The 15,861-nt window shown below is 42.4% G+C and carries 12 protein-coding genes; 4 read left to right on the top strand and 8 right to left on the bottom strand.

Translation table 11 applies throughout. The features are described 5' to 3' along the window. Window positions 1-34: 34 nt before the first annotated feature. On the bottom strand, window positions 35-1,216 hold the full coding sequence (locus tag FO440_RS13345) for an efflux RND transporter periplasmic adaptor subunit (RefSeq protein WP_144248762.1): 1,182 nt from the start codon (window positions 1,214-1,216) through the stop codon (window positions 35-37). 83 nt (window positions 1,217-1,299) lie between these two features. Beyond that, on the bottom strand, window positions 1,300-1,899 hold the full coding sequence (locus FO440_RS13340) for a TetR/AcrR family transcriptional regulator (protein ID WP_144248761.1): 600 nt from the start codon (window positions 1,897-1,899) through the stop codon (window positions 1,300-1,302). Window positions 1,900-2,165: 266 nt separating this feature from the next. Here FO440_RS13340 and FO440_RS13335 point away from each other — a divergent pair, with 266 nt between their 5' ends. Beyond that, window positions 2,166-2,801 (top strand): hypothetical protein, encoded by a 636-nt coding sequence (locus FO440_RS13335; protein ID WP_144248760.1) that lies wholly within the window; start codon window positions 2,166-2,168, stop codon window positions 2,799-2,801. Between the two features lie 171 nt (window positions 2,802-2,972). On the opposite strand, the gene FO440_RS13330 is transcribed toward FO440_RS13335, so the two are convergent. Continuing rightward, complete coding sequence (locus FO440_RS13330) at window positions 2,973-4,817, bottom strand: outer membrane protein assembly factor BamB family protein (RefSeq protein WP_144248759.1); 1,845 nt, start codon at window positions 4,815-4,817, stop codon at window positions 2,973-2,975. A 291-nt stretch (window positions 4,818-5,108) separates the two neighbouring features. After that, window positions 5,109-5,633, bottom strand: coding sequence for a lipocalin family protein (locus tag FO440_RS13325; protein WP_144248758.1), 525 nt, complete (start codon window positions 5,631-5,633; stop codon window positions 5,109-5,111). 71 nt (window positions 5,634-5,704) lie between these two features. Here FO440_RS13325 and FO440_RS13320 point away from each other — a divergent pair, with 71 nt between their 5' ends. Beyond that, window positions 5,705-6,493, top strand: a complete 789-nt coding sequence (locus FO440_RS13320; protein WP_144248757.1) for an SDR family oxidoreductase — start codon at window positions 5,705-5,707, stop codon at window positions 6,491-6,493. A 43-nt stretch (window positions 6,494-6,536) separates the two neighbouring features. Here the strand turns inward: FO440_RS13320 and FO440_RS13315 are convergent, their stop codons facing one another. Both FO440_RS13315 and FO440_RS13310 read right to left on the bottom strand, forming a co-directional pair. Then, window positions 6,537-7,433 carry an SMP-30/gluconolactonase/LRE family protein gene (locus tag FO440_RS13315; RefSeq protein WP_144248756.1) on the bottom strand — a complete coding sequence of 299 codons (897 nt, stop codon included), beginning with the start codon at window positions 7,431-7,433 and terminating at the stop codon, window positions 6,537-6,539. 9 nt (window positions 7,434-7,442) lie between these two features. Further along, the gene (locus FO440_RS13310) at window positions 7,443-8,933 is read right to left on the bottom strand and encodes an alpha-L-fucosidase (RefSeq protein ID WP_144248755.1); all 1,491 of its coding nucleotides are present in this window, start codon (window positions 8,931-8,933) and stop codon (window positions 7,443-7,445) included. Between the two features lie 108 nt (window positions 8,934-9,041). Between FO440_RS13310 and FO440_RS13305 the strand changes: the two genes are divergently transcribed. Beyond that, window positions 9,042-10,244, top strand: a complete 1,203-nt coding sequence (locus FO440_RS13305; RefSeq protein ID WP_144248754.1) for a DUF763 domain-containing protein — start codon at window positions 9,042-9,044, stop codon at window positions 10,242-10,244. Here the strand turns inward: FO440_RS13305 and FO440_RS13300 are convergent. Beyond that, window positions 10,236-10,760, bottom strand: a complete 525-nt coding sequence (locus tag FO440_RS13300) for a DUF4142 domain-containing protein (RefSeq protein WP_144248753.1) — start codon at window positions 10,758-10,760, stop codon at window positions 10,236-10,238. The genes FO440_RS13305 and FO440_RS13300 overlap by 9 nt on opposite strands. Window positions 10,761-10,895: 135 nt before the next feature. Next, window positions 10,896-13,481: a phosphoenolpyruvate carboxylase gene (locus FO440_RS13295; protein ID WP_144248752.1), complete on the bottom strand. Its 2,586-nt coding sequence runs from the start codon at window positions 13,479-13,481 to the stop codon at window positions 10,896-10,898. A 199-nt stretch (window positions 13,482-13,680) separates the two neighbouring features. On the opposite strand from FO440_RS13295, the gene FO440_RS13290 reads away from it, so the two are divergent. Further along, entirely contained in the window at window positions 13,681-15,819 is a 2,139-nt protein-coding gene (locus tag FO440_RS13290; RefSeq protein WP_144248751.1) for an FUSC family protein, read from the top strand. Window positions 15,820-15,861 lie beyond the last annotated feature (42 nt).

The raw sequence follows: 15,861 nt of genomic DNA, 5'->3' as shown, positions 1-15,861 counted from the left end.
TCTTGTCTCTTGATTCTTGACTCTCATTTAATAATTAGTTTTTAGCAACCTTATCTGTAGCTTTTTGCGGGGCTATTTTAGCGCCTTCCTGCAAGTGGTCAATACCGCTTAATACAATTTGGTCGCCTGCTTTTAGGCCGTCTTTTATTACATAGTTGTCGCCGTCTTTACCTTCAATAGTAATTGCGGTTTTCTTAACCTTATTACTGTCTGCAAGGGTAAACACAAATACTTTGTCCTGCATTTCAACAGTGGCCGATTCAGGCACTGTTAAAGCATTGTTATGTACCAGGCTTAAACGGATCTTACCGGTATTGCCCGAGCGTAACAGCCCCTGCTTGTTAGGGAAGCTTGCCCTCACGGTAATAGCACCGGTATTTTTGTCAAACTGGCCGTCAATCATATCAATTTTACCTTTGGTGGCGTATTCGCTGTTATCAGCCAGTAATAATGATACGGCAGGCAGGTGATTCAATTTATCTTTTAATGTTGTACCCGCATATTGCTCTTTAAAGCTCACGAAGTCTTTTTCGCCTAATGAAAAGTAAACGTGTACATCATGCACATCAGACAATTGGGTCAATGCCTCAACATCTGCCGGAGCAACCAGGCTGCCTTGTTTCTTTAACAGGCGGCCAATGTAACCGCTAACCGGTGCTTTTATTAAGGTATAGCCCAGGTTAATTTGCGCTGTTGATACATTTGCCTTGGCCGATTCGATATTAGCTTTAGCCACCTGGTATGATGCCTTTGCTGTTTTAAGCTGGTAATCAGAAACTACCTTATTTTCAACCAGTGGAGTTAACTTATCAACCTCTAACTGCGCGTTGGCTGCTGCTGCCTCTGCCGCGTGCTGGCTGGCTAAGGCGTTGTTTAAAGCTGCGCGATAAGGCTGATCGTTGATCTTAAATATCGGTTCGCCGGCTGATACGAAAGCGCCTTCGTCGACAAATACTTTGTCTAATGAGCCGCTAACCTGTGGCCTAACCTCAACGTTAACAGTTCCTTCGATAGATGCAGGGTACTCCTGGTAAGTAGTTACAGCGCTGGTTTGAACTGTTTGTACCGGCAATGATGGCGGCGGTGGTGCAGGTGCTGCTGCCGGTGTAGACGAGCAGCTGTATAATAAAAGTGATGCCAGTGCCAACGCAATGGCGATAATACTGTTAATTTTCTTAACAGTGTTAAATGAATAGGGAAGTGCTGGAGTTGTCATTGTTATTTTTATTTTAAAGTAGATTTTAAGTTAATTTAACACTGTTAGACTTTTTAACAATGTTTTTTATTCGTGAAAAAATTTTATCCTTTTATGGATCTGATAATACCGGTGATAGCGGTCTTTAAAACTTCCTGGTTAGTCTCGTCGGTGTTACCGCGATTAACCATGTTGATAGATATAAGGCCATGAATAACCGACCAAAATGTGTAGTATTTAATGCAAACCTCTTCTTCTGTACCTACATGCGGCAGCATCAGCTCCACAATTACGTCCCATATCAGGTCCATCGGCATTTCAGATTCGGGCAGCTTCTTTGCCATCTCGCAACAGGTAGTTTCCACGCCGTACATTACCTGGTACAATTCTTTTTCGGCGAAGGCAAAATCCCAGTAGGCCAGCCACATGGCTTCTAACTGTTTTGCCGGTAACCTGTGTTTTGCTTTTGCTTCTTCCAGTTTTTTTGAAAGCAGCAAAAAACCTTTGCGGGTAAGCTCTAATAATATGGCCCCCTTGTTACTATAGTATTCGTAAATAATAGGCGCGGTGTATTCTATCTCGTCTGCTATCTTACGCATACTTAAGGCATCCCATCCCCCCTCTTTTACGATCTTTAAAGAAGCATCCAGTATGTTGCACCTGGTTTCTTCTTTTAAACGTAATATCCTGTCTTTACTTGCCATTGTCTTATTGACATAAAATTATTTAACACTGTTAAACGATACAAATGTATAACGCTTTTTTTAACATCGTATCATTTATTTGTCATTTACTTAACGCTGTTAAATTTTTTAATGGGTGTATTTTAGAGAGTGGTAAAGGGTGAAGGTATTATGTGTTCAATTGATAATTTTTGGCACCTTATAAATAAATATATGGATCAAACAGGTGTAAAGATATTGATCTATTTGATTATGTTTGTTTACTAATATTGCTTAAACCAATTATCATGAAAAGCATTTCAACATTAGTGTTGTTGCTATTTTTAGCGACAGGCATACAAGCCCAGTCTGTAACCAACGCCGATAGTTTGTACACCGCTTTTAAAAAGAAAGTTGAAGACGCTAAAATGACTTTTGCTAAGCCGGATGGTGCGGTCGATGTCCCCGTTATGAAAAGCACTGGTGTATATTATGATTATGCTTACAGGCTTAAAGATAAAAATATTGAAGTAAGATACATTGTATGGCCCCTAACCCAGGGTTATTTTGACAGCTATAACCGTCGCCAGAAAAAACCCGGCGATACCGTACTTAACCCCAACAAATTACATAATACAATACCCGCAATTCTATACAGTAAAATATCGGGCGGCAGGCTTGCTCCCGAACAGGTATCATTAAAAAAATATTCTTATGGAGCGGTCAGTACCAGTTTTAAAGCAGATGAGGGAGCTATGTTTATGGGGCCTGTTGACTCTGCATTTGGGCAGGGTTATAAATATGGCTTTTTTGAAATGATCCATAAAGATTATGCCGGCGACGCGTATTTGTTATTTTTATTCGAAAATCAGAACGCTATGTTTGAAACATATAAAGATGTAACAGCGAATGATGCAGTCGGTTTGGCATTAAAGTTCAAATAGCACACCAATATTTGTTAAAGTTAAAGCGTCGCCTACGGCCCATGCTCGCTGGCGCAAGTATGAGTGTCAGCCACAGCATGGTGTACTTGTGCCTATATCATTATGCGCTGCTAGGATACACTCCAATCGCTCATTTGTTGATGACAACACACACCAAAGCATCCGCACAAATCAATAACTCAAACACGAAATAGCACCATCCATAGTCGTGGCTATCAACTTACGATCATTCAAAAAACTCAAAGGATTAACCAGGCAGTTAGTTAATTTGTGGATCCAAACTAACGAACCGTCATCTCTTTTATAACAATAGATAGCGCCTGACTGTGACAAGGCGAATACCAAACCGTCATGCTCTTCAACCCGCGAAGGCGAGATATCATATCCCATACTACGGCCCGCTCTCCACTTCACCTGCATATCGCCCGACTGTGCATTAATACCTAATACGTCCCCTGCAGTAGTTTTAACATAAACCAGGCTGCTGTCTGCCGAAAGGCCCATCGATTCCCTCACCCCTATCTTCGGGTCGCGCTTACGCCAGATCACTTTACCGTTTGAGGCGTTAAAACAGGTCATAAACCGGTCGGGGGCTACAATAAATATTCGGTTTGCTACAGCCACCGGCTCGCAGGCCGCGGCCGAAAACATCCGGTTTTTATATCCATCGCCCCATTTCCAGGCCATAGCGCCTGTTCGCTGGTCGAGCGCGTAAAACTGGTTGCCCCAACTGCCAAAATAGATTCGCCCCCGGTAAAGCAGCGGCCGTGTTTCTGTAAACCCTTTCACCTGTTTAAAATCCCAGATCAATTTGCCTGACGACAATTTATAACACCTGAAATACCCGTCAGAACTGCCACAAAACACCCGGTTGCCGGCAATAATAGGCGAAGCCACCAATGGTTTCCCGGCAGCCGCTTTCCACTTTACCTTCCCTGTATTTTTATCAAGGCAGTATAAAAAATCATCGGTTGATGCTACCGCCACGGCATCGCCAAAGGCGCAAGGCGTGCTGTATAATTTGCCGCCTGTTTTGGTGGACCAAACCACTTTTCCGCTATTTTGATCGTACGCCCTTATCCATCCCCCGGTATTGGCTGTAATAAATAAGTTGCCGGTAATCGCAGCACCTGCGCCAATGTCGCTGTTATCCCTAACCCGCCAAACCTGTTTCACGTTTTTAAACTGATCATTCACCTCATATGAGGGCCGCGGATAACGTTCGGTAAAATCGTGCTGGCACAAACGGGCTGTTGCCCAGGTGGGTTTAGTAACCAGACCAGGCAATCTTTCATTATAAAAAACAGAGTCATCCTTTACAGTAACAATATTGTAGCCCCCAACACTATCCGCGCCACGTAAGTTTGACCGCCCCATTATACCGGGTATATCCTCAAAATCAAATTGGTGGTTTTGATGCCAGTGGCCGCATATCACCAATTGCGTATTGCATGTTTTTAGCCGCCTGATCACCGAATACCAGTTGTTTAATGAGGCATCCAACGGGTAATGGTTCATAAATATTACCGGCATCGATTTGGGGGTTTGTTTCAAAACCGAATCAAGCCATACCAGGTTTTCGCGCGGTACCTGCCCCGGGCCCATCCGCATATTGGGGCCGCAGTTGGTGCCTAAAAATTGGATGCCCTTATGTTTAAAAGCCACGGTTTTAGACCCGAAGATCTTTTTAAAACTATTGCCGCCGCTTTCAGACCAGTTCATGTCATGATTACCCGGAATCACATACCAGGGCTTGTTCAAGCTGCTGAACATTCTTTTGGCCGTCATTAATTCTTCGTCCGAACCAAATTCGGTGATGTCGCCGGTGATCACCACAAAATCAAGCTCCGGATTGGCATTGATATCCTTTATGGTACGCTGCAGATCTTCAATGGTAGTTTTACCATCAATATGCGTATCAGATATATGTGCGAATTTCCAGGGTTTTGTTTGCCCGTTTGCCTTTACAAGCAAAAAGATGAACAGCCCTGTTATCAAAAAGATCTTTTTTACCATGCTTTTGTCTGCAGACTTAAAAGCGCTGCAATACCTGCCGAAAAGTTAGCAAAATAAATCTTCTGTATGGTGGATTTTATTGGTAACAATACACAAAAAAGCAGAACGCGCGAAGCAAATCAAGAACCTCATTATAAATAAATCCTAATAAATGGTGGCGCGAATCCGTCAGTGGCTTTGTTTCATTTTGTTTCACGGATTTTGATTAAATATCTATTTATCAAATATTTAATCAAAAATCTTGTTTCACTTGTTTCATCTGTTTCACACTCCCGTGAAACAAAACACACATTACTCCTGCGCGGTCTTAACTAAATTCCGTACGTCAAAACCCTTGTTGGCAGCCAACGTAACCAGGTGGTTGTAGGTCTGCGAATCCATCACCGGTTTGCGGCCCAGTATCCATAAATATTTACGGTTAGGGTGGCCAACCAACGCGTACGAGTAATCATGCCCCAAGCCTATTATCCAATACTTACCCTTAAACGGCCAAAAGAACTGTACATCAAGTTTAGCATTGGTGCTTTTATCGGTCACGATAGCTTTGCCGTTGGCGACTTTAACCTTTCCGTTTTTTATACAGGTGTTCTTAACGTGGATCGAGCCGTCCTCATTAAGCGTGTATTCGGCATAGGTATGGCTGCACCCTTTCTCAAAACTTTGCGGGAAGGCGGCAATTTCATACCATTTACCTAAGTATTTATCCAGTTCGACATATTGTACGGTTTGCAGTGGTTTATCCTGCGCGTGTAAAACCAAAGCGGCAATACTTGCCATGCCTAACAGTGCTGATGTTGTTATGATCTCTTTCTTCATTTTCATAATAACATAACAGGTGTAGCCGTTCAAAGTTTATGGTTTAAATAAAAAAGACCGATATTTGACTTATGACGGTAAGTATTTTAGGCTGTGGTTGGTACGGTTCAGAGCTGGCTAAATCCCTGGTAAAAAAGTGGATAAAGGTTAAAGGCTCTACAACTTCAGCCACAAAATTACCCCTCTTTGCCGAAAGCGGAATTGAGCCTTACCTCATTGATCTATCGCCCGGTAACGAGGTGATTGACCCTGCTTTTTTTGAATGCGATGTACTGTGGATAAGCATACCACCAAAAGCGAGGGCCGGCAATGGTGCCGAATACCTGGTTAAAATTGAACGCCTTATAGCCATCATTAAAGAACAGAAGATCAAACAGGTGGTGCTGATCAGCTCGACCGGTGTTTATGGCGATAGTAATACCGAAGTCACTGAACTTGATGAGCTAAACCCGGACAGCGAATCGGGCAAAATACTCCTCGCTGCCGAAAACCTGTTAAAAGCCGAAACCGAATTTACTACAACCATTATCCGCTTCGCGGGATTAATAGGCCCCGGCCGCGACCCGGGACGCTTCTTTTCGGGCAAAACAGAGATCCCCAATGGCGATGCGCCCGTTAACTTGATCCATCTGACAGATTGCATAGGCATAAGCCTTGCCATACTTGACAAACAGGCGTTTGGATATACCTATAACGCGGTATCGCCACTGCACCCAACCCGTGCAGATTTCTATACCGGCGCGGCTTCAAGATTAGGGCTGGAAGCGCCACAGTTTATTCACGAGAATAAGAGCTGGAAGGTGGTAGCGGGGATTAACGTGGCTGAGATATTGGGATATGAGTACCAGGTAGATTTATAACCATAGCGATGGGTTTAAAACCCATCGCTACAGGAAATATAAATTACTCCACTCCCTTCACATTCATCTTCAGCATATAAACGCATTTTGATGCGGTGATAAACAGGATATCGCGATTCTTGCCGGCAAATACTACGTTGCCGGTCCAGTTTTCTGTATTTGGGACGTTTGCTATCTTTTTACCTTCAGGGCTATAAATGGTAACGCCCTTCCCGGTGATATAGATATTGCCTTTTTCGTCCAATGTCATTCCATCCGATCCCTGGTCAAACATCAATGTCTTCTCGCTTAAACTTGCATCTTCATTAATGGTGTACCGGTAAGTTTTTTGACCACCAAGATCAGATACATATAAGTATTTACCATCAGGCGTACCTACAATACCATTTGGCTGGCGCATATCGCCTATCACTTTTATGGGTGCCTTGCTGCCTTTGGGCAGGTAGTAAACATGCTCGCCATCAAGCTCTGATTTTTTGCGGGTCCAATAGTCGCGCTGGTAGTATGGGTCGGTCATATAAATGCCGCCTTTAGCATCAATCCAGATGTCATTAGGCCCATTCATTTGCTTGCCGTTAAGACCGCTCATTAAAACAGTTACCTTGCCTTTAGGGTCGATAGACCAAAGTTCTCCTTTATCATCCGAACAAGTTACCAGATTGCCTTTTTTATCAAAATAAGTGCCGTTAGCGCGTCCGGTTTTATCCAGGAACACAGAGAGCTTACCGGTTTCAACATCATACTTCCAGATCTTATCATTTGGCTGGTCGGTAAAAAACACATCGCCATTCTTGGCAACAGAACAGCCCTCGGTAAACGCAAATTGATCCGAGATCAGTTTAGGTTTGGTTAGCGTATCAAACAAAGTGTGCTGTGCAGTTGCAGTCATGGCCATAATTGTAAATGCGAATAGGGTAATCGCTTTCTTCAGGAACGTCATTAGTTGATATTAATTTATGTTAGGAACAGCGGCTTCTTTATACAGACCGAAATCGCTAAGGGCAATACAAACAGGCGCACTGGTAATTCGTAAACGTACTTTAGCCGCGGTTACATCATTCTCTAAACGAATCAAACGATTACCGCCTATGCTTGTAGCCGCGCCAACCTGCTCCCATTTGCCATTTAAAAACGCGTCGATAGCTACGGCATCTATACGCTGGCCCAATTTAATATTCTCGCGCAAGCGTACCACGTTAAATGTTTTAGGCTGATGCAGATCAATGATCAATTCAGGCGTTTTAACTTTATCATCTGTTGCCCAGTAGCTGTAACGGTCGGCATCCAATAAGTTTGCAGGGCCGAACTTGGCTTTATTACCTCCCCGCACATTACTGGCCTTAAGTGTTGCACCTTTAGCTAAATTATTTTTAAAGGTTGCTCTTACCACCTCGCCAAATGCGGTTAATGTTTTCACATCACCATCCGCCAGTAAACCTAAACGGTTAGGCGACAAGCCAAGGTCTAAACATGCACCACGGCCTACACTCTTGTAATACAGATCCAGCAAAGTGGCCGGTGATTTTTCTTTACCATCCTGGTCTGCATGGTAGAACCATCCCGGGCGTAAAGCCACGTCACACTCGGCAGGGATCCAGTATTTACCATCACGATGGCCCTCAACGCCTTCTTTATCTATCACAAAACCATTGCCGGGCAGTTTTCCGGGCTCGGGTGCATGTGGCGTATAGGTCGCCCAACTGGTTTCGCCCGCTACGCCGCGCTCGTTACCTACCCAGCGTACATCAGGGCCAACATCGCCAAATATTACAGCACCGGGCTGCAGCTTACGTGCTATTCCCCAAGTTTGGTCCCAGCCATAATAGGTTGAACGGTCAATGGTACGTTTTTCTTTAGCGCCGCCATAGTAGCCGTCGCCGCCGTTTGCACCATCATGCCAGACAACAAACAACGGACCATAATTGGTATAAAGTTCTTTTAATTGTTTACGGTACACGTCTGTAACATATTCAGGCTTGCCGTACAAGGCGCTGTTCCTATCCCACGGCGAGCAGTATACACCCATCTTCATTTCCAGTTTATCACAAGCTTCGCGATACTCGCGCAGTATATCACCCTTACCGTTTTTGTACGGGCTTTTAGAAATATTGTGTTCAGTAGTTTTGGTTGGCCATAAGCAAAAACCATCATGGTGTTTGGCAACCACAATTATCCCCCTTGCCCCTCCGGCTTTAGCGGCACCTACAATCTGCATGGCGCTGAATTGTGTAGGATTAACAATTGCCGGGTCTTCATCACCATTACCCCATTCCTTATCGGTATAAGTATCCGGACCAAAATGGATCAAAGAGTAAATTTCTGTTTCCTGCCATTTAAGCTGCCTGTCGGCAGGCAAAGGGCCATATGGTTTTGGTGCAGACTGGCTGATCGCAAGAAAACCCATCCCGCAGAACAAGGCGGTAAGCAATAGTTTATTCATATCGGTTATATTGGTTTAGCTAATGTAAAAGTTTTTAAGATAGATTGGGTGATAATTTTAATTGGATGTAATAATTACAATCAATAACTATTTACTAAATTTGTTAGCATGAAGCGTTCGGGAAGTGCAGATCTGCCGTTACATTATGGCTATGTGCCGCAATGGCTGGCAGAGCGCATGGCAAAATTAGGCTTAGCCGTTGTAGAAACCATTGTGCTGGACTATGGTAAGGACGAAGTATTGCGCCGGCTAAGTGACCCGTTTTGGTTTCAAAGCCTTGGGGCGGTTATGGGTATGGACTGGCATTCGTCGGGGATTACCACTTCGGTTATGGGCGCGTTAAAACGGGCTATCAATCCGCATAGTAAAGAATTAGGTATTTATATCTGCGGTGGCAAAGGCAAGTATTCCAAACAAACACCCGACGAACTGCTGAAAATAAGCGAGCGCACAGGCCTCGATGGTAATTACCTGGTTAAGTGCAGTAAACTAAGCGCCAAGGTCGACAATACCGCTATACAAGATGGATTTCAGCTATACACTCACAATTTTATTTTAAGCGATAGCGGTAAGTGGAGTGTAGTGCAGCAAGGCATGAGCGATGCCTCTGGCACTGCACGGCGATATCACTGGCATTCTGACGAGCTTAGCAGTTTTGTTAATGATCCGCACACATCTATTTACGGGCAAAACCATGGCTTTATTTTAAACATGGCAGATAGCCAGGCGGCACCTTCAAGGGCGGGTGTTATGCAAATTACCAATGAACATCCGGATATTATGCTTAAAGAGATCGGCAAACTGACCATGCCATCGCATCATGATGTCCGGGCCGAAGATGTTGATCTGAAAAGATTGGGTGCCGTATTATGGCTGGCGCATGAAAATAAACCTGAAGATTTTGAGGAACTGCTTTTATTAAAAGGATTAGGCCCGCGTACATTACAATCGCTTACGTTAGTGAGCGAGGTCATTCACGGTACGCCATCGCGTTTTAAAGACCCTGCCCGGTTTTCGTTCGCGCATGGCGGTAAAGATGGGCATCCGTTCCCTGTACCTACAAAAGTTTATGACGAAACACTTGGCGTATTGCAAACAGCTATCTACAAAGCTAAATTAGGCAATAACGAAAAGAACGAAGCCATAAAACGCTTAACCCAAATTGCCCAGCGCGCCGAAAAGGATTTTACACCTAACGCCAATTTTGACCAGGTAATTGAAGAAGAACGCAACAACTCCTGGAAATACGGCGGGCGTACCATAATGGGTAAAGCCAAACCGCCCATACAACAACAATTGAAGTTATTTTAATGACGCGGAAACTGCATTTGCCGAATCTAAATGCGTTTGCAGCACCGGCAATGTCTTCTTAGCGAATTTCAGGATGTCTTCATTTTGATTTTTAGTTGCTTCGGTAAATAGTTTCACCGCGTCCCGGTGGTCTGCAACCATCATTTGCATGTATGCCTTATCAAATTTATTACCAGAAAGATTTGTCAGGTCGGATATATTTTGCTGGTGAACAGTACTTATCGAGTCTTCTCCCCTTACACGGTTATTAATAGCTATTTTTTCCAGTTCATCGCCGGCTTGTGAATGGTCGGCGATCATCATTTTAGCGAAGCTGATAACCCGCGGATTTTTAGAATTGGTTTCGGCAATTTTTGATGCCTTTATTTCTGTTTGCCCGGCTTCTAACCCTTGTTTTATAAATGACGATGTTGCCTCGTCAACCAATTGATTATAGTTTTTTGCCGGTTTGTTATTCATACATGACGCAAAACCAAACAATGCTACTCCTGATAAGAAGTATATTACCTTTTTCATTTTAAATATATTAGGTTATACCAATTGGTATAACAAATATAATGCTATCGATTTAAAATATTTAATTAATAGTATAATTATTTATAAAAAAAGCGGCACAATATATTGCGCCGCTTTTTTTATAGGTTAGCATTATTAAGCCAGGTTACGACCCGCATTAACAATACCATATACTGTCCTGATAATCAGTTTATCATAGATCTCTATTAATTCTTTATCATCAGTATGGTTACGGCAATTTAATGCATAATGCTGCATGATAACCAGGGGCAAAACAATTTTTTCGCGGACGCCTATCGAACGACGGTCAACCGGCGAATCTTGCATCAATACTTCTGTACCGGTTAACTCCAGTAGTAAAGATTTAGTAAGTTCAAATTCAGTTTTAAGCTTTTTCCAGAACTCTCCAAATTTTGCATCCTTTTCAAGGTAAGCAGTCACTCTGAAATCAGATTTAGACATAGACATGATACAGTTATCCAGCATAGTTTTAAAGAAACCTGATGTATTGTATAACTGCTCAACTTCTGCCCATTTGCCTTCTTCCTTCATTTTCTTTAATGAGGTGCCTACTCCGTAAAAGCCCGGGATACTTTGCTTTAGCTGGCTCCACGCGGTAACAAAGCTAATGGCCCGCAGGTCTTCCAGTTTCATTGGCGCGCCGGCATTACGTTTTGTAGGGCGGCTGCTGATATTAGCTTTCGATAATAATTTTAACGGACTAAATTTCTCCAGGTATTCAACAAACAAAGGGTGCTGGCGTAAATTGATGAACAGTTCATGGCTGGCTTCGGCCATATCGGTTATCAACTCTTTTTGCTGAGCGCTAAGCAGGTCATTACTATCCGGATTCAAAGCCGATGTAATACCCGCGTTGATCAGCTGCTCCATGTTAAAACGGGCAGTTTCTACTGATCCGTATTGCGAGCTTACTGTTTGCCCCTGTATGGTTAGCTGTATATGCTCGTTAGCTATCTCTTTGCCCATCGAGGCATAAAAACGATGTGTTTTACCACCACCGCGTGCCGGCGGGCCTCCGCGTCCGTCAAAAAACGCCAGGCTTACGCCATATTTACGTGCCATAGCTGTTAACTCAACCTTAGCCTTGTAAATAGACCAATTGGCCATTAAGTAACCACCGTCTTTAGTACTGTCAGAGAAACCAAGCATAATGCTTTGCGAATTGCCGCGTTTCTTTAAGTGTTCTTTGTAAAACGGATGTGTATATAATTTTTCCATTACTTCACCGGCAACCTTAAGGTCATTAACGGTTTCAAATAATGGCATAAAGTCAACTGTTAAATCATCGGCTTTCCAACCGCTCCATAAAAACAGGTCTATCAGCTGCAAAATATCTGAGGCCTCCTGGCAGTTACTGATAATAAAACGCTGACACCCTTTCTCGCCATTGGTATGCTGAATATGTTTCATCAGCATAATGGTGTTCAGCGTATCCTTGGTCATGTCATCAGCATCTTCCGGGCATAAAAAGTTCAACTCATTAAAGGTGATGCTTTTTATCTTTTCATCTTCATCTAAAGTATCATAGTTAGCAGGCAAACCGGTTGCAATTCCTTTATCGGTGCAGTATTTAAATACACTACGCAATATACGGCTGTCCTGTCTGATATCAAGCGTTGCAAAGAAACAGCCAAACAACCGTACTTTACGGATCATGTCGTCAACTATGTTAACAAATAAGCTGTCATGATTATCTATTAGTGTTTCACGCACAGAACCCAATAAGGCTAATAATTCACCTTGTAAATCTTTAGCATTATGCTGATGATTGTTGAAAGCATTTTCATACAACAGACCATCTAATGTGGTCATTGTGTTTTCAATGCCCCTGAAAGTGATCCTGCGTTTTAAAACCCTAAAATCGCGGTAGTAACAACGGAATATCATTTGCCTTAACAGGCAGGCAACATCATACGTGGTTTTAGTATTAACATTAGGATTACCATCACGGTCGCCGCCCGGCCAAAAACCAAGTTCTAACAACTGGTTTTTCCTGTTTTCGTCAATATCAAACTCTTCTTCCAGTTTTGTCTGGATGCCTGATATTGCCTGGTAAAAAGTATTTTCAAGGAACCAAACCAAACTTACGGCTTCGTCAACAGGTGTAGGTGCTTTTTTATTGAAGAATGGTGTTTTACCCAATTGCTGTAGTAAAACATCAATGCTATTAATGTCATTGGTCTTTAACGCCTCTATCAGGTCATTCATGATACCCAAAACCGTACTTGGATAAAACTGGGTTGGGTGAGCAGTAAGCACCAGCCGCAATGAAAAATCTTTCAGCTTTTCGCTGATATTGTCACGCACTTGGTCGCTGGTTGCTGCAGCCTGCAATAATCCCGTAAGCGTACCTACATCATCGGCACGACCAATTTTATTGAATGATGAATCTTCTATAGCGTCAAACAAAACAACCTGGCGTTCAATGTATTGAATAAACCTGAACATGCGGTTAAGCTGTTCACGATGGTCAATATCCGGCACGTATTTCTGAAAAAATGACTCGATGATATCCGTTGGCGATTCTTCCTTTATGGCCCCCTTATCGCAATGCGAACTAAAAAACGGCAGTAAAATACCTATCTCTTTTACCTGGTAAAATGGCAGGGTCTGGAACAGGCTGTTATATAACTCAAAGCGGGTAACAACTTCATTATTAAAAGCTGTTTCTCTTTGGCTGAGTTTTAACGTTGAGGACATACTAAATAGCTATAAAGGTTAAAAAAGACGATTGGATTTACAATAAATCTTAAATCGGTGTGAATTTAAACTAAAATCATTAAAAATTATATAATTATTAAAAAAAATACAAATTGACGCTAATATTGATTATAAAATTCGCACTCAGATAAAATTTTTGCAAATTCTTATATCTGCCTTTTTTTCCGAAATTTGTGGGGTGAGCATTCAAAACAAAGAGGTAAAAAGTTTTTTCTTCAGCCAGTATTTTTCTGATGGTCTGCGCATATCGCTGGGTATCCTGTTGCCCACACTTATCTTGCAGCAGTTCAATCAGTTTAACCTGGGCATAGCGCTTTCATTAGGTGCGTTATGTATCTCTGTAATTGATGCGCCGGGCCCTGTATTGCATAAACGCAATGCCATGGGCATAGGTAATTTATGCCTGTTTATTGTAGCGGTTACCACCGGTTTTGCACGCCTAAATGTATTTACTTTAGGGTTAGAAGTAACCGTTTTTTCTTTTCTCTTCTCCATGTTTATTGTGTATGGTAACCGGGCCGCGTCTATCGGTACGTCGTCATTACTCATCATGATATTTATGATAGAGAAGGACATGAAACCAAACGAAATTATACTTTACAGCGCCGAAACCTTAGCCGGAGGCTTGTGGTATATGCTGTTTAGCCTGGTGTTTTTCGGCATTCGCCCCTATCGTGCCGCGCAGCAGGCCCTTGGCGAGAATATTGAGGACATTGTTAAGTTTTTAAGGATAAAGGCTGATTTTTATTTACCTGACACAGATATTGGTGAAAATTATCATAAGCTGGTATCGCAACAAATAAAGGTAAGCGAACACCAGGATGCCGTTAGGGAGTTGCTATTTAAAAGCAGGGTGATGGTGCGCGAGTCGACCAATGCCAGCCGGATATTGGTGCTGACCTTTGTTGACCTGGTTGATATGTTTGAGCAGATCATGGCTACGCATTATGATTATACTTATATCCACGAAAAATTTAAGGATAGCGGTGTTTTAACAGAGATAGCCCAAATTGTTCATCAAATGGCCAACGAGTTGGAGAATATCGGGTTCGCCATCTTGTCGAACACGCGGTATAAACACATGGTTGATTTTAACCCGGCGCTTGAACAGCTTAAGCTTAAAATTGATGCCATTGGCAACAGCAATGAAACCAGTAACCTGGTGCTTAAAAAAATATTGATCAACCTGCGCGACCTGAATAAAGAGATCGAGAACATTTTCAATTATTATAATTCAAGGTCGTCAAAAACATTGTTAGCTAATAATAACGATGTAGAGTACTCCAAATTTGTAACTCATCAGGATTATGAACCCCATGTATTCTTTGATAATTTCTCGCTGGATTCGGCGGCATTTAAACATGCTTTAAGGGTTTCATTAGTTTGCTTGATAGGTTTTACCGTAGCAAAATTCTTCGCGTTGGGCCACCACAGCTATTGGGTTTTGTTAACCATTATAGTAATATTAAAACCGGGTTTCAGCTTATCCAAACAACGCAATTATCAGCGTTTAACGGGTACCATTGCGGGTGGATTTATTGGTGTGCTCATATTGGTTTTTGTGCATAATAACGATGTGCAATTTGTATTAATGCTGATATTAATGTTGGGTACCTATAGTTTCCAAAGGCTTAATTACGTAGTGAGCGTAGTTTGCATGACACCTTATGTACTTATTCTTTTTAAATTTTTAGGAGTAGTAGGCCAACGGGGTATTGTTGAAGAACGCGTGGTTGATACCATTATAGGGTCAACCATTGCATTTATAGCCAGCTACCTGATCTTCCCTACATGGGAATTTGAACAAATAAAAGAAAGCCTGGCCCAAGTGATCAACTCGAATGTTAATTACCTGATAAAAATTGCCAAATCAATTACCGGGACACCTATCAGTACAACCGAGTATAAATTAGCTCGTAAAGATGTTTATGTTAAATCGGCCAACTTATCTGCCGCTTTTGAGCGCATGACATCAGAACCTAAAAGTAAACAGCGCAACATTAAAGACATCCACAAATTTGTAGTGCTGAACCATATCCTGTCTTCTTATACAGCTACCATAGCATCAGAAGTAGCGATAAAGGGCATGCACAAAACCACACCTGATATTCTTAAACTGGTAAAGAAAAGCATTGCCGTACTAAACGAAAGCTGTAAAAAACTGGGCGGTGAGCGCATTGAATTTACCGGCGAGAAAGCCGAACCAACTGAAGCAACTACGCCAACCGTAACTGATAACCTACTGAAAGAGCAATTAGATTTTATCAATAAGATCAGCAATGATATTGCTAAGATCGTGGATGGTGTAGTGAAATAGAAGTCAAATTATCCAAAAAAGAGGCCGTTATGCCGAAAAAAG

Origin of the sequence: Mucilaginibacter corticis (genome assembly GCF_007558865.1) — a bacterium.
GTDB lineage: Bacteria > Bacteroidota > Bacteroidia > Sphingobacteriales > Sphingobacteriaceae > Mucilaginibacter > Mucilaginibacter corticis.
The sequence above is the reverse complement of the archived record's forward strand: the minus strand, read 5'-3'. Positions and strand labels throughout refer to the sequence as shown.